Origin of the sequence: Pseudomonas fluorescens (assembly GCF_900636825.1) — a bacterium.
GTDB lineage: Bacteria > Pseudomonadota > Gammaproteobacteria > Pseudomonadales > Pseudomonadaceae > Aquipseudomonas > Aquipseudomonas fluorescens_BG.
Map to the genome: position 1 here is coordinate 1,482,967 of NZ_LR134318.1, position 14,884 is coordinate 1,497,850.

Consider the following 14,884-nt stretch of genomic DNA (forward strand, 5'->3'; position numbering starts at 1 on the left):
CGATGCTCAGCGGACTCAACCATTTGACCCTGGCGGTCAGCGATCTGCAGCGCAGTCTGGCGTTTTACCGTGACGTGCTGCAGTTGCGCGTCGAAGCGACGTGGGATAGCGGCGCTTATTTGTCGCTGCCGGGGCTGTGGTTGTGCCTGTCGCTGGATCCGCTGCGCAAGGCCGAGTCCAGCGCCGACTACACGCATTACGCGTTCAGCGTTTCCAGCGAGCACTTTGCGTCTTTCGTGCAAACGCTGAATGCGGCGCACGTGCAGCCGTGGCGCGACAATCGCAGCGAGGGTGCGTCGTATTACTTCCTCGACCCCGACGGGCACAAGCTCGAAGTCCACGTCGGCGATCTGCAATCGCGGCTGGCGGCGTGTCGGCAAAAACCGTACGCCGGCATGCGTTTTTACGACGCGCAATGATCGGGCGCGCTCGGCTGATATAGACTGGCCGCCACGTGTTCTGGTGCTTGCAGGGTGTTTCATGACTCCATCGTTGCTGTTGGCCGTTCTGGCCTCGGGTTTCATTTATGGCATCACGCCGGGGCCGGGTGTGCTGGCGGTGTTCGGGATTGGCGCGGCGCACGGGCGGCGGGCCGGGGCGGGGTTTCTGTGCGGGCACCTGCTCGGCGATGTGATCTGGTGCAGCACGGCGCTGGTGGCGATCGTCGGTGCGCGGGAGATCGGCAGCACTGCGTTCGACGTGCTCGGTGTGCTCAGCGCGCTGTACCTGTTCTGGCTCGGCTGGCGTGCGGTGCGGGCCCAGCGCCGCAATGGCGACGAGGCGCAAGGCGCGGCGCGCCAGCCGTTCTGGCCCGGCATTGTGTTCGGTCTGACCAACCCCAAGGCCTACCCGGTGGCGGTGGCAACGTTTACCGCGTTGCTGTCGAGCCGCGCCGAATTGCTCAACTGGTCGATGCTGCCGGCATTGATCGCGCTGAGTTTCGTCGGCGGCGCGCTGGCTTACGCGATTCTCATCGGCGTTGTCGGCGCGCGGCGGGTGCGCACGGTGTATCAGCGTCACGAACTGCTGATCACGCGTTTATGCGGGGTGATGTTTATTGGATTTGCTATCAATGCGCTGATCCACGCTTTGCCCGGTTTGATGCCAAACAAGGGCTGACGGCGCGGATGTCGTAATGCACCGTTCGTCACGCCTGCGCCAGTTTTTCTAAACTTTTGATCGCCAAAGCCTTCCTAATTGGGGCGGGCGAATAATCGCCCGTTTTGAATTTTCAACGAAGGAGGGCGCGACCATGAGCCGGATGGCCACCCGTTTACGTAACGCCAGTTTTGCGACTCTGCTCGGCCTGTGTGCCAGCAGCGCGTTCGCCCAGTCGCCTGCCGAATTCATCAACGATGCATCCGCCAAAGGCATGGCCGACATCGAGGCCAGCCGTTTGGCCCACGGCAAGGCCGAGTCGAAAGAAGTCAAGGATTACACCATCGTGGTGATCAACGACCGCACCACGGCGAACCAGCATTTGGCAAAAATCGCCAAGAAGCTCGACCTGCCCGTGGCACCTCGCGATCAGCTTGCCGACAAGGCCAAAGCGCTGATGCCGGAAGTGAAGGATGGCGCGACCTTCGATCAGGCCTACGCCGCGAGTCAGGTGAAGGCCACGGAGGAGGCTATCAGCCAGATCGAGCAACAGGCGCAAACCACCGACGTGCCGGAGATCAAAGCGTTCGCCGATGAGACTTTGCCGAAACTGCAAAGCCATCTGGAAAGGGCCCGCGCGTTGCAGGCCAGTCGCTAGTTAATGGATGTATGAGTATCCCTTGTGGGAGCGAGCCTGCTCGCGAACGCGGTGTGTCAGACGAAACATGATTTCTGCCACACCGTTTTCGCGGGCAGGCTCGTTCCCACAGGTGTGTGTCCACCAGAGTGCTCAGCACTCATTCAAATCCTGCTTTGGCTTGCTCTTGTCGCCAAGCCCTTCAAGATCGAACACTTGGTTTTCGCCCAGCGCGCGGTAATGCCGACGCAGCGCTTCCAGCTGTTTCAAGTCCAGCGCCTCCAGCCCGAGCATCGCGTTTTGCGCTTCTTTGTTCACCCGCAATAGCTCATCGAGTTTCAAGTGCAGAATGTCGGTATCACGGTTCTGCGTGTTCTGGATCAGGAACACCATCAAAAACGTGATGATCGTGGTCGAGGTATTGATGATCAGTTGCCACGTGTCGTTGTAACCAAAAATCGGCCCGCTCAACCCCCACAACCCGATCAGGATCAACGCCCCCATGAAGGTCTTCGGGCTACCGGCCCACAGAGCGAGTTTTTGGGCAATTTTTGCGAATTTCATGATGGAAGTCCTTGTTTTGGGAGCTTGAAATACAGACATCGGCGTTGCGCTGAAAATTCTGTTTACAAAGCTTCGGCGCCGGACTTTGGTAGAGCAGGCACGTTGCGCGGATCGCTGTATCGTATCGCCAGCAGTTTTTCCACGTTGCCAGAACACCCTGACAGGAGAACGCAATGACTTGGTCCGCCAAACAATACGTCGCTTTCGAAGACGAACGCACTCGCCCGGCCCGTGATCTGCTTGCGGCGATTCCTACGCCGGCAGCAAGAACTGCGGTGGATATCGGTTGTGGGCCGGGCAATTCCACCGAGTTGTTGGTGCAGCGTTTTCCCGATGCCAGGGTCAGTGGTCTGGACAGCTCGGCCGACATGATCGCCGCCGCACGCGAGCGCTTGCCGCAGTTGCGGTTTGAATTGGTCGAGATTGACAAGTGGACCGCTGAAGGCCCGTTCGATGTGATCTTCGCCAACGCCGTGTTGCAATGGGTGCCGAACCACGCAACGTTGCTGCCAGCGCTGGCAGGCAAGTTGTCGGCCGGTGGCAGCCTGGCGATCCAGATGCCGGACAACCTCAATGAGCCATCCCACCGCTTGATGCGTGAAGTCGCCGCCAATGGGCCATGGGCGAGCAAGCTAGCGAGCGCTGCCGGACAACGCACCGAGATGGCCAGCGCCAGCGATTATTTTTCGATGCTGCGACCGCACTGTGCACGGGTCGACGTGTGGCGCACTACTTATCATCATCAATTGACCGGCGGGGCGGCGGGGGTGGTGGAGTGGTTCAAGGGCAGCGGGTTGATTCCGTTTCTGAGTCCTTTGACCGAGGAAGAGCGCGCGCAATATCTGCAGCAATATCTGACGGCGGTTTCGAACGCTTATCCAGCGTTGGCCGACGGTTCGGTGCTATTGCCGTTTCCACGTTTGTTTATTGTTGCGACGCGCTGAGTCACGCTTCTGGGGGGCTTGAGTTCGCCACGTTATCCGATCCGCGCATCTCTAGAGAACAACCCGTTCGGTCCCCTCTCACTCGGGAGAGGGCCAGGGTGAGGGGGCTTCTGGCGCAGAAATCCCGTCACCGTTGCGCCGGGACCTCTTTCGGACGAATATTGAAGCCCGCTGCGATCAAGCATTGATTTTCGGATAAAAAAGAAACCGGTCGTTGCGACCGGTTTTTCAGGCGATATATTTCTTCAGACACTGGCGAGCAGGCATTCATAAGGAATACGCAAGCCATCGTGCAGACGTTTGATCATTGCCAGACTCAGCTTGCGCTTGCGGTTCAATACTTCCGAAACACGGCCACTTGTACCAATAAAGGGCTCAAGATCCCGCGGCGTCAAACCTTGCTGATCCATACGAAATTTGATGGCTTCAATGGGATCAGAAGTCGGCATCGGAAAATGCTGTTCCTCATACTTTTCAATCAGCAGCGCGAGGATTTCCAGCTCATCGCCTTCCGGCGAGTCGATATCTGTACCCCACAGCTGTTCCATGCGCAGCAAAGCTGCGGTCAGGTCTTCCGGGCTACGAATGGGTTTGATGTTCATTAAACGGCCTCCGCGTTGATCTGGTCGTATTGAGCGTGAGTCCCAACGAAGCGGATAAAACCAAGTTGCCGTTGGTAGTCGATCGCCAGAATCACTCGATATTTATTCCCGCCGATATTGAATACCACCCTGGCTCCCCTGAAATCCCACGCACAAAAAAACCGGCTATCAAGGCCGGTTTTTCTGTTCCTGTATCTCTCGTCGGACAACACAACGCGAGATCAATATTTGGTGGAGCGGGTAGAGGGAATCGAACCCTCATCTAAAGCTTGGGAAGCTTTCGTTCTACCACTAAACTATACCCGCTCAGAGCGGCTGACTTTGTACCAGACTCGGGCACGGATTTGAAGTTTTCTTTTCTCTGCGATGGCTTTGCCACGCCGAAGTCGGTCAGTCGCGAGCAAGGGCTGGGCCGGCGGAAACAAACAATTAACGCTTGCAGCCCTGCCCGCGACGACGCTGTTTCAAATGGCCAATGCATGTTGATCCTGCACAAACGAGTAGCGCGTTCGGCTGGCTTGCGGCGCAGGTTTCAAAAAGCCCAGCAGGGCGTTCTGGCTATCGCGGCAGGCGGCCTTGTGCTCCATGTCGAGAAAGTGCCCAGTGGCTTGCAGGGTGGTAAACGTGCTCTGCGCAACGTGGTTGCCGAACAGGCGCGCATCGGCGGCGGCGGTGTATTCGTCCCACTCGCCGTTTAGAAACAGCACCGGCACGTTGATTTTTTTTGCCGCATTCAAATAGCACTGCCGATCGCTGTGCAGCACGTCGTTGATGTGGAAATGCATCTGCCCGTATTCATGCTCGGCCAGACTGCTGACGTGACGATAGTTGAAGCGCTTGAACAGCGAAGGCAAGTGTTTGCCGATCGTGTTGTTGACCAGATGGCCGACCCGGTCGCCGTCGCGGCTGCCGAGGTAGTCGACCCCGCGCTCGAGATAATCAAGCATGTGCGCATTGATCACCGGTGAGAACGAGCTGATCACGGCTTTTTCGATGCGCCGTGGCTGGTGGGCGAGGGCGACCAGTGTTGCGGCACCGCCCCACGAGAACGACAGCACGTGCTCGGCGGCGAAGTGGTCGATCAGCTCCAGCAGAATCTGCCCTTCGACTTCTTTCGTCAGATGTTTCTCATGACGGTTGTGGGCTTTTGACCGGCCCGCGTAGGGCTGGTCGTAGCAGACCACGTTGAATTGCGGGTGCAGGTTTTTCACGGTCTGTGCAAACGACGCAGTCGTGGCCATCGAGCCGTTGACCAGAATGATGGTCTTTTCTGCGGCGTCTGCGCGATAGAACTCCGTGTAAACCCGATACTGACCCTGTATATCCAGCACAGCGATTTCTGGCCTCATGTCATAAGACTCCTGGCAAGCAAGCGGGTATGCGCGCAATCGAGATTGCACGAGCTTTGTGACAGGTAGGCATACGCCTGGAATTTGCTGGCCCATGTCGATCCGGTACGGCAGGTCGACGGGTATTGTTATTGGCGGGCAGATTGCCGGCTGAGGCGCAGCCCTGAGGGCTGACGACCGGCAAAATGTTTCTTAGAGGTATGTGGTGACTCATCGGTCACATTCCGGCCGACGTCCTGATTCAAGCAGGGGAGTCAGGATCGCGCAAGGGCCGGCGGCAAATTGTTCGACAACTTCTGCTGAGCGGTCGCGCGCTTAGAACCAGTGAATCTCTTCGGTGCGCAAAGCGCGGTACTCGCCCGGTTTTAGCGCGTTATCGAGCGCCAGTTCACCCATGGATTCGCGGTGCAGGCGCAGCACTTTATTGTTGAAGAACCCGAACATCCGCTTGACCTGATGGTAGCGGCCTTCAACGATACTCAGCCGCGCCGAACGCGGACCGAGCAGCTCCAGATGCGCCGGTTGCGTGGTCAAATCCTCGAAAGCAAAGTAGATGCCTTCGGCAAACTTCGGTGCGTAGTCTGCGCTGATGTCCTGTTCGGTTTCGACGTAGTAAACCTTTGGCAGCTTGGTCTGCGGCTGAGTCAGACGTCGCGACCACGCGCCGTCATTGGTGATCAGCATCAGTCCGGTGGTGTTGAAATCCAGACGCCCGGCGATATGCAGGTCTTCTTTGTCCGGTTCATCAAGCAGGTCGAGTACGGTTGGATGCTGTGGATCGCGAGTGGCGCTGACGCAGCCAGGCGGTTTATGAAGCATGAAGTAGCGCGCGGTTTTGCCGCGCTGCAGAACCTCGTCGTCGACCTCGACACGGCTGAACTCCAATACATCACTGTGCGGATCGCTGACGATTTTTCCGTCAACCCGCACGCGCTTTTCCACCAGCAACAGACGAACCTGCTGACGGTTATAGCGGGGCAGGTTGCTGAGAAAACGGTCGACGCGCATGGTCAGAATTCAACGGATAAAGGGCCGCGCATCTTACGGGATCGACCGCTGGCCCGCTTGCAGTTGCGCTTCGACTTGCGCGCAACGCGGGCACAGACAGGATAGGTCGCGCAGCTCGGTCGGCAGCGCTTCGAGCACTGCCGGGTCGATGGTCACGGCGTAACACCAGCATTCGCGGTCGGAGGTGCGCGGGTCGGCCAGGCTGCAGTTGTTGCGGGCGCCGCAGGCCGGGCAATGGTCGGGTTTGACGTCGGTATCAGGCATAGGTCGAGTGGGGCAGTTCCATGCAGGTGCGGTTGCGCCCGGATTGCTTGGCGCGGTACATCGCATGATCGGCCCGCGACAGCAGACTGTGCAAGGTGTCATCGCGTTGCACGGTGGTGGCGCCGATGCTCACTGTCAGATGCAGGCTGTGGCCGTCGTAGGCATATTCGTGTTGTTCGACGTGCTGACGGATTTTCTCGGCAATTTTCTGACCGGTTTCGCCGTCAGTGTCTTTCAACAAAACGATGAATTCTTCACCGCCCCAGCGACAAACGATGTCGGCGTGGCGCAGACAACTTTGCAAATCCCGGGCAAAACCGATCAGCACCTGATCGCCGGCCATGTGCCCGTAGGTGTCGTTCAACGTTTTGAAATGATCAAGATCCAGCAACAGCGCGGTCAGCGGTTTGGTCTCGCGTTGTGCTTCGTGCAGCGCCTGCGCAGCGAGGATGTCGAAGCCGCGTCGATTGGGCAGCTCGGTGAGGCTGTCGAGGGTCGCATGCGCCTGAATCTTCGCCTGGAAGCGCTTGATCACCCGATTGAGCAACCCCAGCACAATCAGCGTCACCAACAGGCAGATCGCCAGATTGAGATACAGCGACTGGCGGATCTCGCTGAGCGCGCCGTCCTCGCGTTTATCGACAAACAGGTACCATTTCAACTCGGGAATAAACCGCACGTTGAGAAAGTGTCCCTGGCCATGAGTGGAGTATTCGTAGCTGCCGCTGTGCGGCTTGGGCAACTGGCTGACGAGGTTTTTCATGCTTTCCAGTTCGCCGAGACTCTGGCCAATGTGCGCACCTTCCGGACCACCCTCGGCGCCGGTCAAGACGAGGCGGCCGAAAGTGTCAACGAAGTACACGCTGCGTTGATAGCGCTGTTGATACTTGTCGATCAGCTTGATCACCGCATCCACCGTCAGGCCCACACCCGCCGCGCCGATGAACCGGTTGTGGTAGTCGTAGACCTTGTAGTTGATGAAAAAAGTCAGGTTGTCCTTGTTGGCCAGATCCGGGTCGACGTTGATCTCGTACGGGTCCTGCATATCGCGCACGCGGAAATACCAGGCATCGCGCGGTTCGTCGATTTTGACCTGCTTGAGCACGCCTTTGGCGTGGTAATAGGTGAGCGAGGCATTGGAAACGAAGAACGCGGTGTAGGCACCGTAGTGGGTCATGACCTCGTCGAGGTAACGGGTCATCTGTTCGGGATTCTGTTCGCCGTTGACCACCCAATCGCGCATGAAAGTGTCGCGAGACATCATCGAGGAAATCAGGATCGGCCGGACCAGGTCTTTCTGAATTTCCGAATAAACGGTGTCGGACGTCAACGGCAGTTCGGTGTTGACGATGTTGTCGCGGATCGATTCGCGAGAGGCGAAATAGCTTAACAGCGAGGTGGCGAGAAACCCGGCGCCGAGCAGGGCGACCAAAGTCAGTACCAGTGAACGTTGCGAGTACAAGGGAGAACGAAGCGGCATGGCAGTTCCGTTGGCAGTGGCCCGATGGCATGCATTCTAGTGGGATGGTTGGCAAAACACTGCGGGATTTGTGCCTGAAATGGCGGGGAATATGAACTGGAGGTGTGTCAGAGGATTCGCTGGCCTGACCCGGCCCGCTCTCGGTCATTCCTGCGGTGGAGCGAATCTACGGGTGAATAACCTTTCATCGACCACTTGTTTCAACTTGTTGCAAGAGCGCACCAGATTCCGAAAACGCTGTCTGATTCTTCGTCAGTCACTGAATTAATGACTGTCGCCTGCCAGCGTCGCTGGTGCGGCCAACCCGCGGTCCAGGAGGCCGCCATGTATAGACGAATTCTTCTGCTTGCAGCGTTGATGTTTTCCATCACCGGTTGCGCCCCGTATACCTACGCTGACTCGTACTACAGCTCCCAGGTCTACACTTCACCCGCACCGGCCTACTACAACACTGGCGGCACCTATTACAGAGGCGGCAACAGCTATTATTCGGCGCCGCGCTACTACCAACCAGCCCCGCGGTACTACCAGCAGCCGCGCTATTACCAGCAGGCGCCACGTCACTATCAACCGGCCCCGCGTTACTACGAAAGCCGTCGCTGGCACGGCAACGATCGCGGACGCTGGGACGGCCACCGTCGCGGCGGTTGGGATAACGACCGCCGTGGCCGCGGCAACTATGACCGCCACAGCGGTCGCGGAGACCACAACGGACGTGGTAACCGCTGGTAAACAACAGCAAATGAAAAAGCGGCGCATGAAGCGCCGCTTTTTTTTTGGTCTGGAAAACAGATCAGTAAGCCGTCAAATCCGCCAACGGATGCCGTCCTTCCCAAGCCTTCTGAAAGTGCGCCTCGACCACCGCGTCCGGCACGTTGCTGATATCCGGCCAGTGCCAGTGCGGCTTTTGATCCTTGTCGATCAACCGTGCACGTACGCCTTCACTGAACTCTGGATGCTGGCAGCAATTAAGGCTCAGGGTGTATTCCATCTGGAATACTTCGGCCAGCGACAGGTGCCGCGCGCGGATGATCTGTTCCCAGACCAGGTGCGCCGTCAGTGGCGAGCCCTCGGTCATGGTTTTTGCCGCGCGGGCGATCAGCGGATCGTGGCTGTCGCGCTGCAGGCTGATGGCTTTCCACGCACAGGTGACGTCGCTGACATCGAGCCATTCGTCGATCTGCTGACGGCGTGGCAGCCACTGCGCTTCGGGCATTTGCGCTACCGCTTCTTGCTGCAGCGCTTTGAGCAGGCTGTTGAGTTGCATCGCAGTCTGTTTCTGCCAGTTCAGTTGCAGCAGCCCTTCGATCAGTTGCGGCTGCTGTTCATCGAGCAGGAAGCGGTCGGCCAGATCCAGGTCCAGCGCATCTCGCCCGTTCATGTGCGCGCCGGTCAGCCCGAGAAACAAGCCGAGCTTGCCCGGCAGCCGTGAGAGAAACCAACTGGCGCCCACATCCGGATACAGGCCAATGCTGATTTCCGGCATGGCCAAGCGGCTGCTCGGCGTGACGATGCGCGTGCTCGCGCCTTGCAACAGGCCCATGCCACCGCCAAGCACATAACCATGACCCCAACAGATGAGCGGCTTCGGGTAAGTGTGCAAATGGTAATCAAGGCGGTATTCCGCGCTGAAAAACTGCGCAGCCAGCGGCGGCACTTCACCGGGATGGGCCCGACAGGCCTCGGCCAGGCTGCGTACCTCGCCACCGGCGCAGAAAGCCTTGACGCCGTTACCGCGCAGCAATACGCAGACGATTTGCGGGTCGTTTGCCCAGGCTTTGAGTTTGTCGCTGAGGGCGTTGATCATCGGTAAAGACAGCGCGTTCAGCGATTTTTCGGCATCCAGGCTGGCGATGCCGATGCGCGCGCCGTCGGTGCCGGTGAGTTCTTCGAAGTGCAGATTCATCGTGACCTCGATCGGGAATTTGAACGATCAGTATGATCGCTGTGGGGGAAAGTGCCGGATCTGCGTCAGATCAATTGACAAGCACGGTCGGCTTTCCTAGGGTTCGCCCCATTGTTTTTGCCGGATATGACCATGACTGCTGACGACCGTATCAAACTCGAACCGAGCTGGAAGGAGGCACTGCGTGCTGAGTTCGACCAGCCTTACATGGCAGAGTTGCGCAACTTTCTGCAGCAGGAGCGGGCGGCCGGCAAGGAGATCTACCCGCCGGGACCCCTGATTTTCAATGCGCTGAACTCGACGCCACTGGACAAGGTGAAAGTGGTGATCCTCGGTCAGGATCCGTATCACGGCCCGGGTCAGGCCCATGGTCTGTGCTTTTCGGTGCAACCGGGCGTGCCGGCGCCGCCGTCGCTGGTCAATATCTATAAAGAGCTGAAACGCGACCTGAACATCGACATTCCCAACCACGGTTACCTGCAGAGCTGGGCCGATCAGGGCGTGCTGATGCTCAACACCACCATGACCGTCGAGCGTGCCAACGCCAACGCGCACAAAGACAAGGGCTGGCAGCACTTCACCGACCGGATCATTGAAGTGGTCAGCGAAAAGCAGCCGCATCTGGTGTTCATGCTGTGGGGAGCACATGCGCAGAGCAAACAGAAGCTGATCGACGCGACCAAGCATCTGGTGCTGACGTCGGTGCATCCGTCGCCGTTGTCGGCATATCGCGGGTTTCTCGGTTGCGGGCACTTCGGCCGGGCAAACAAGTTTCTTGAGCAGAATGGCGAGACGCCGATCGAGTGGCGCTTGCCGCCCATCTGATGGGGATCTGAAGTGCCCCATCGCTGGCAAGCCAGCTCCCACAGGGTTTTGTGGGTGCCACAGATTATGTGAACACCCCAAAAACCTGTGGGAGCTGGCTTGCCAGCGATGGGGACGACGCGGTCTTATTCGGGATGACGATTCCAATACTTGAACAGCGGCTCCGCCAGAAACAGCACGAACAACAGGCGCATCACTTGCATCGCCGTCACCAGCGGCACCGATAATTGCAGCGTCTCCGCCGTCAGACTCATCTCGGCGATACCGCCGGGCATCATGCCTAGCGTCAGCGAGCGCAGATCCAGATGGGTCAGCGCACTCAAGCCAAGTGCCGCCAGTGTTGCGATCAACATGGTCAGCGCCGTGCCGATCAATGTCCGGCCCATGAACGAAGGTGCGCGGCGGAAGAACTGTCGATTGAAATGACAACCCAGGCCGCTACCAATCAACCACTGGCCGATCTGACTGCCGCCATCGGGCAAACCGAGGTGCAAATCCCACGTGATACTCACAGCTGCGCTAACGAGCAACGGCCCGAACAGCCACGGATTGGGTTGACGCAGACGTTGCCAGATCCAGGCGAGCAGGGCGCCCGCCGGAAACAGAATCGCCAGCCAACGCCAATCGACGCTGCCCGCGTGAGAAATTGGTGTGCCGTCACCCAACAGATACTTGAACGCTGCCGGCACGCACAGAACCACCACCAACACCCGCAAACTCTGCCCGGCCGCTACGTGGCTGAGCAGTGCACCGTTGCGCGCACCGAGGTTGACCATTTCGCCCGAGCCGCCGGGCATGCTTGAGAAAAACGCAGTGGCGCGATCTTCGCCGGTGCGGCGCATCAGCCACACACCGACCACCGCCGACAGGCTGGTCACCAGTGCGCCAAAGAAGATCAACCCGAAATGACCGAGCACCTGCTCCATCACCAGCGGTGTGAAGTGCAGGCCGATACCGATGCCGACGATCCACTGGCCGCACTTGCGGCCGCCAGGGATTTCCGCCAATTGCCACGGGGTCAGGCAGCGCACGAGGATGATCGCCAGCAACGAGCCGACCATCCACGGTAGCGGCCAGCCGATCTGGCTGGCGATGAAACCGCCAAGCAGACCGACCAGCGGGGTGCCCCACCAGGCTTTCAGGGACGAGCGATCAGACATCGGCGATGGCGCGACGCGCAGCCGAACGTTTACGCCAGATGCGCAGAAGCGGCATCAGCAGCATGATCGCGGTCAGGATCCAGCAACCGAAGGTGATCGGGCTCGACCAGAGGATTTCCAGCGCACCGTTGGAAATCGACAGAGCGCGACGCAGGTTCTGCTCCATCAGACCGCCGAGGATGAAGCCCAGCAGCAGCGGCGACAACGGGAAATCCAGCTTGCGCAGGATGTATCCGAAGATACCGATACCGATCATCAGGAACAGGTCGAAGGTGGTCGCGTGTACGGCGTAAACGCCGATCCCGGTGATGATCGCGATGATCGGCACCAGCGCCCAGTTCGGCACGGCGAGGATGCGGGTGAACACGCGGATCATCGGAATGTTGAGGATCACCAGCATGACGTTGGCGATGAACAACGAAGCGATCAGGCCCCAGACGATGTCGGGTTGCTGTTGGAACAGCAGTGGACCCGGGGTGATGTTGTACAGCGACAACGCGCCGATCATCACTGCGGTGGTACCCGAACCCGGAACGCCGAGGGTCAGCATCGGAACGAGAGCGCCGCACGCCGCGCCGCCGATAGCGGTTTCCGGCGCGGCCAGACCACGGGGGTCGCCTTCACCGAATTTGCCGCTGGAGCCAGCGATGCGTTTCTCGGTCATGTAGGCCACGGCACTGGCGAGCGTTGCGCCGGCACCCGGCAGCACGCCCATGATGAAACCGAGCACGCCGCAGCGGACGTTGACGACGAAAACCGACGCCGCTTCCTTGAAGTTGAACATCATCCGGCCGGTGGCTTTCACCGCTTCCTGGCCGTGGTGGGTTTTCTCCAGCAGCAGAAGGATTTCGCTGATCGAGAACAGACCCAGCACCAGCACGACGAACTGGATGCCGTCGGTCAGGTGAATGTTGTCGCCGGTAAAACGATATACGCCGCTGTTGGCATCGATGCCGACTGTCGAAAGGAACAGACCGATCAGCGCCGCGATAAAAGTCTTCAGCGGTCGATCGCCGGCCATGCCGCCGAGGCAGACAATCGCGAAAACCATCAATACAAAGTATTCCGCCGGTCCGAAGGCAATCGCCCATTTCGCCAGCAGCGGTGCAAACAGCACCATGCCGCAAGTGGCAATGAACGCACCGATGAACGAACTCCACGCCGACAGTGACAGGGCGACACCGGCCATGCCTTTGCGGGCCATCGGGTAGCCGTCGAGGGTGGTCATGACGGTGGAGGCTTCACCCGGAATGTTCAGCAGGATCGAGCTGATGCGCCCGCCATATTCGCAGCCCAGATAGACGGCTGCGAGCAGGATCAGCGCCGACTCCGGCGGCAGGCCGAGCGCAAATGCGATCGGAATCAGCAACGCCACGCCGTTGATCGGGCCCAGACCCGGCAGCAGCCCGACCACGGTGCCGATCAGCGTGCCGCACAACGCGGTCACCAGGTTATACGGGCTCAGCGCGACGCCAAAACCCTGACCCAAATAGCCAAGAGTATCCATATCAGTTCTCCAGAACGCTGAGCAGGCCGAGAGGCAGCGGAACGTCCATCACACGGTCGAACAACAGGTAAAGACCGATCGCCATCAGGCTGATGATCACCACGCTCGGCAGCCAGCGGCCACCGTAGAGGCGCGCCATCGGTACGCCGGTGAGGATGCTGGCGACGATAAAACCAAGGGGTTCGAAAGTGCCGGCGAACACCAGCAACAGCACCACGCAGATAGCGATCTTGGTCAGGGTTTCGCGATCCAGCGGCGGCTCGTCGTCATTGTGTTTGATCGGCGCCGGGCGGAATACCATGTACAGCAGCGCCAGGCCCATCAGGCCGAGCATCAGCAGCGGGAAGGCGCGTGGCCCCACCGGCTCGTAGGAAAAGGCCGCTTGGTACGGCCAGGCCATCAGTGCCAGGCCGGCGCAAACCAGCAGCAACACCGCAGCGAAAATGCGTTGAATAAGCATGAGAACTCCTGTGCGGCGTCCCCGCGTAGGAGACGCCGCCACTAGACAGAGACGATCACTGGATCAGGCCGAACTCTTTGGCCAGCACTTTGTAGTCCGCGACCTGCTTCTTCACGTAGGTGTCCAGTTCCGGGCCGGTCATGGCGAACGGGAACAGTTCACGCTGATCGCGCAGCTTGGCGAACTCGTCGGAGGCCAGCAGTTTGTCGAACGCGTCTTTCCACCAGGCGTAGTCTTCATCGCTGACTTTCGGCCCGAGGTAGAAACCGCGCACCACCGGCCAAACGATGTCGTAACCCTGTTCACGAGCGGTCGGGATGTCCTTCATTTCCGGCTCGTCCAGACGCTTGTCAGCGAATACCGCGAGCAGACGCATGTCGCCACTCTGAATGTGCGGCATGGAGTCGGAGATGTCGGTACTGCCGACCTGAATGTGGCCGCCGAGCAGCGCGGTGGCGATTTCACCGCCGCCTTCGAGCGCCACATAGCGCAGCTCACGCGGGTTGATCCCGGCAGCCTTGGCGATCAGTGCGGTCTGCATCCAGTCCTGGCTGCCGACGGTGCCGCCGGAACCGATGACTACCGAGCCTGGATCTTTCTTCAGCGCCTGAACGAGATCGTCCAGAGTCTTGTAGGGCGAATCGCTTTTCACCGCGATGGCGCCGTAGCTGGTGCCGACTGCTGCGAGCCAGCGCACGTTGGTTTCATCGAAGCGGCCGAATTTCCCTTGGGCCAGGTTCAACAGCGAACCGCTCGACCATGCGACGAGCGTGCCTGCGTCCGCCGGACGTTGCGCAACCACTGCGTTGTACGCCACCGCGCCGACGCCGCCAGGCATGTAGGTCACGCGCATCGGTTTGCTCAGCAGCTTCTGGTTGACCAGCGCGCTCTGCACCAGTTTGCAGGTCAGGTCGAAACCGCCGCCGGGGGAGGCCGGAGCGATACATTCGGGGCGTTTTGGTTCGGCCATCAGTTGGCCGGCAAACAGGATCGCGCCAGCGGCGAGAGCGACTTTACGCAGTGATACGTTCATTTGAGTCTCCAAAGGAGTTGTTGTTATGGATGGACCGAATGACCAAA

17 protein-coding genes, 1 tRNA gene and 1 pseudogene are annotated in these 14,884 nt (G+C 59.3%); 6 read left to right on the forward strand and 13 right to left on the reverse strand.

Annotated elements, in window-relative coordinates; translation table 11 throughout:
- Positions 1–2 precede the first annotated feature (2 nt).
- The 3 genes from fos (at position 3) to EL257_RS06745 (ending at position 1,756) form a co-directional block, all read left to right on the forward strand.
- Positions 3–419 carry a fosfomycin resistance glutathione transferase gene (gene fos / locus EL257_RS06735; protein ID WP_126360934.1) on the forward strand — a complete coding sequence of 139 codons (417 nt, stop codon included), beginning with the start codon at positions 3–5 and terminating at the stop codon, positions 417–419.
- 61 nt (positions 420–480) lie between these two features.
- Positions 481–1,119, forward strand: a complete 639-nt coding sequence (locus tag EL257_RS06740; protein ID WP_126360936.1) for a LysE family translocator — start codon at positions 481–483, stop codon at positions 1,117–1,119.
- Positions 1,120–1,252: 133 nt separating this feature from the next.
- Positions 1,253–1,756 carry a DUF4142 domain-containing protein gene (locus EL257_RS06745; RefSeq protein ID WP_126360938.1) on the forward strand — a complete coding sequence of 168 codons (504 nt, stop codon included), beginning with the start codon at positions 1,253–1,255 and terminating at the stop codon, positions 1,754–1,756.
- Positions 1,757–1,888: 132 nt separating this feature from the next.
- On the opposite strand, the gene EL257_RS06750 is transcribed toward EL257_RS06745, so the two are convergent.
- Complete coding sequence (locus tag EL257_RS06750; protein WP_016771301.1) at positions 1,889–2,299, reverse strand: low affinity iron permease family protein; 411 nt, start codon at positions 2,297–2,299, stop codon at positions 1,889–1,891.
- 173 nt (positions 2,300–2,472) lie between these two features.
- Between EL257_RS06750 and tam the strand changes: the two genes are divergently transcribed.
- Positions 2,473–3,243, forward strand: coding sequence for a trans-aconitate 2-methyltransferase (tam, locus tag EL257_RS06755; RefSeq protein WP_126360940.1), 771 nt, complete (start codon positions 2,473–2,475; stop codon positions 3,241–3,243).
- A gap of 245 nt (positions 3,244–3,488) precedes the next feature.
- Here the strand turns inward: tam and EL257_RS06760 are convergent, their stop codons facing one another.
- The 7 genes and pseudogenes from EL257_RS06760 to EL257_RS06790 form a co-directional block, all read right to left on the reverse strand.
- On the reverse strand, positions 3,489–3,845 hold the full coding sequence (locus EL257_RS06760) for a helix-turn-helix domain-containing protein (RefSeq protein WP_126360942.1): 357 nt from the start codon (positions 3,843–3,845) through the stop codon (positions 3,489–3,491).
- Positions 3,845–3,985, reverse strand: a pseudogene (locus EL257_RS06765) (type II toxin-antitoxin system HigB family toxin); the annotation flags it as partial. The pseudogene EL257_RS06765 and the gene EL257_RS06760, both read right to left, overlap by 1 nt.
- A gap of 92 nt (positions 3,986–4,077) precedes the next feature.
- A tRNA-Gly gene (locus EL257_RS06770) sits at positions 4,078–4,151 on the reverse strand.
- Between the two features lie 158 nt (positions 4,152–4,309).
- Positions 4,310–5,194: an alpha/beta fold hydrolase gene (locus EL257_RS06775; RefSeq protein WP_126360944.1), complete on the reverse strand. Its 885-nt coding sequence runs from the start codon at positions 5,192–5,194 to the stop codon at positions 4,310–4,312.
- A 315-nt stretch (positions 5,195–5,509) separates the two neighbouring features.
- The gene (locus tag EL257_RS06780) at positions 5,510–6,202 is read right to left on the reverse strand and encodes a pseudouridine synthase (RefSeq protein ID WP_126360946.1); all 693 of its coding nucleotides are present in this window, start codon (positions 6,200–6,202) and stop codon (positions 5,510–5,512) included.
- Positions 6,203–6,235: 33 nt separating this feature from the next.
- Positions 6,236–6,466: a cysteine-rich CWC family protein gene (locus tag EL257_RS06785; protein WP_126360948.1), complete on the reverse strand. Its 231-nt coding sequence runs from the start codon at positions 6,464–6,466 to the stop codon at positions 6,236–6,238.
- Positions 6,459–7,946 carry a sensor domain-containing diguanylate cyclase gene (locus tag EL257_RS06790; protein ID WP_126360950.1) on the reverse strand — a complete coding sequence of 496 codons (1,488 nt, stop codon included), beginning with the start codon at positions 7,944–7,946 and terminating at the stop codon, positions 6,459–6,461. Before EL257_RS06790 ends, EL257_RS06785 begins: the two co-directional genes overlap by 8 nt.
- A 324-nt stretch (positions 7,947–8,270) precedes the next feature.
- On the opposite strand from EL257_RS06790, the gene EL257_RS06795 reads away from it, so the two are divergent.
- Complete coding sequence (locus tag EL257_RS06795; RefSeq protein WP_126360952.1) at positions 8,271–8,678, forward strand: hypothetical protein; 408 nt, start codon at positions 8,271–8,273, stop codon at positions 8,676–8,678.
- Positions 8,679–8,739: 61 nt separating this feature from the next.
- Here EL257_RS06795 and EL257_RS06800 read toward each other — a convergent pair whose 3' ends face one another.
- Positions 8,740–9,852 carry an enoyl-CoA hydratase/isomerase family protein gene (locus tag EL257_RS06800; protein ID WP_126360954.1) on the reverse strand — a complete coding sequence of 371 codons (1,113 nt, stop codon included), beginning with the start codon at positions 9,850–9,852 and terminating at the stop codon, positions 8,740–8,742.
- A 132-nt stretch (positions 9,853–9,984) separates the two neighbouring features.
- On the opposite strand from EL257_RS06800, the gene ung reads away from it, so the two are divergent.
- A complete protein-coding gene (gene ung / locus EL257_RS06805; protein WP_126360956.1) occupies positions 9,985–10,677 on the forward strand; it encodes a uracil-DNA glycosylase in 693 nt (230 codons plus the stop codon).
- A 125-nt stretch (positions 10,678–10,802) separates the two neighbouring features.
- On the opposite strand, the gene EL257_RS06810 is transcribed toward ung, so the two are convergent.
- From EL257_RS06810 to EL257_RS06825, 4 genes are read right to left on the reverse strand one after another with little or no spacing between them, the layout of a single operon-like run.
- Positions 10,803–11,837, reverse strand: a complete 1,035-nt coding sequence (locus EL257_RS06810; protein ID WP_126360958.1) for an AbrB family transcriptional regulator — start codon at positions 11,835–11,837, stop codon at positions 10,803–10,805.
- Entirely contained in the window at positions 11,830–13,344 is a 1,515-nt protein-coding gene (locus EL257_RS06815) for a tripartite tricarboxylate transporter permease (RefSeq protein ID WP_126360960.1), read from the reverse strand. Before EL257_RS06815 ends, EL257_RS06810 begins: the two co-directional genes overlap by 8 nt.
- A gap of 1 nt (position 13,345) precedes the next feature.
- Positions 13,346–13,804, reverse strand: a complete 459-nt coding sequence (locus tag EL257_RS06820; RefSeq protein ID WP_126360962.1) for a tripartite tricarboxylate transporter TctB family protein — start codon at positions 13,802–13,804, stop codon at positions 13,346–13,348.
- Between the two features lie 55 nt (positions 13,805–13,859).
- Positions 13,860–14,837: a Bug family tripartite tricarboxylate transporter substrate binding protein gene (locus EL257_RS06825; RefSeq protein WP_126360964.1), complete on the reverse strand. Its 978-nt coding sequence runs from the start codon at positions 14,835–14,837 to the stop codon at positions 13,860–13,862.
- Positions 14,838–14,884 lie beyond the last annotated feature (47 nt).

What these genes read in the sequence shown, in the direction of transcription:
- fos (WP_126360934.1), top strand. Translation starts at nt 3, where the DNA reads ATGCTCAGCGGACTCAACCATTTGACCCTGGCGGTCAGCGATCTGCAG.
- EL257_RS06775 (WP_126360944.1), bottom strand. Translation starts at nt 5,194, where the DNA reads ATGAGGCCAGAAATCGCTGTGCTGGATATACAGGGTCAGTATCGGGTT.
- EL257_RS06810 (WP_126360958.1), bottom strand. Translation starts at nt 11,837, where the DNA reads ATGTCTGATCGCTCGTCCCTGAAAGCCTGGTGGGGCACCCCGCTGGTC.
- EL257_RS06790 (WP_126360950.1), bottom strand. Translation starts at nt 7,946, where the DNA reads ATGCCGCTTCGTTCTCCCTTGTACTCGCAACGTTCACTGGTACTGACT.
- EL257_RS06740 (WP_126360936.1), top strand. Translation starts at nt 481, where the DNA reads ATGACTCCATCGTTGCTGTTGGCCGTTCTGGCCTCGGGTTTCATTTAT.
- EL257_RS06750 (WP_016771301.1), bottom strand. Translation starts at nt 2,299, where the DNA reads ATGAAATTCGCAAAAATTGCCCAAAAACTCGCTCTGTGGGCCGGTAGC.
- tam (WP_126360940.1), top strand. Translation starts at nt 2,473, where the DNA reads ATGACTTGGTCCGCCAAACAATACGTCGCTTTCGAAGACGAACGCACT.
- EL257_RS06760 (WP_126360942.1), bottom strand. Translation starts at nt 3,845, where the DNA reads ATGAACATCAAACCCATTCGTAGCCCGGAAGACCTGACCGCAGCTTTG.
- EL257_RS06780 (WP_126360946.1), bottom strand. Translation starts at nt 6,202, where the DNA reads ATGCGCGTCGACCGTTTTCTCAGCAACCTGCCCCGCTATAACCGTCAG.
- EL257_RS06785 (WP_126360948.1), bottom strand. Translation starts at nt 6,466, where the DNA reads ATGCCTGATACCGACGTCAAACCCGACCATTGCCCGGCCTGCGGCGCC.
- EL257_RS06825 (WP_126360964.1), bottom strand. Translation starts at nt 14,837, where the DNA reads ATGAACGTATCACTGCGTAAAGTCGCTCTCGCCGCTGGCGCGATCCTG.
- EL257_RS06820 (WP_126360962.1), bottom strand. Translation starts at nt 13,804, where the DNA reads ATGCTTATTCAACGCATTTTCGCTGCGGTGTTGCTGCTGGTTTGCGCC.
- EL257_RS06800 (WP_126360954.1), bottom strand. Translation starts at nt 9,852, where the DNA reads ATGAATCTGCACTTCGAAGAACTCACCGGCACCGACGGCGCGCGCATC.
- EL257_RS06815 (WP_126360960.1), bottom strand. Translation starts at nt 13,344, where the DNA reads ATGGATACTCTTGGCTATTTGGGTCAGGGTTTTGGCGTCGCGCTGAGC.
- EL257_RS06795 (WP_126360952.1), top strand. Translation starts at nt 8,271, where the DNA reads ATGTATAGACGAATTCTTCTGCTTGCAGCGTTGATGTTTTCCATCACC.
- ung (WP_126360956.1), top strand. Translation starts at nt 9,985, where the DNA reads ATGACTGCTGACGACCGTATCAAACTCGAACCGAGCTGGAAGGAGGCA.
- EL257_RS06745 (WP_126360938.1), top strand. Translation starts at nt 1,253, where the DNA reads ATGAGCCGGATGGCCACCCGTTTACGTAACGCCAGTTTTGCGACTCTG.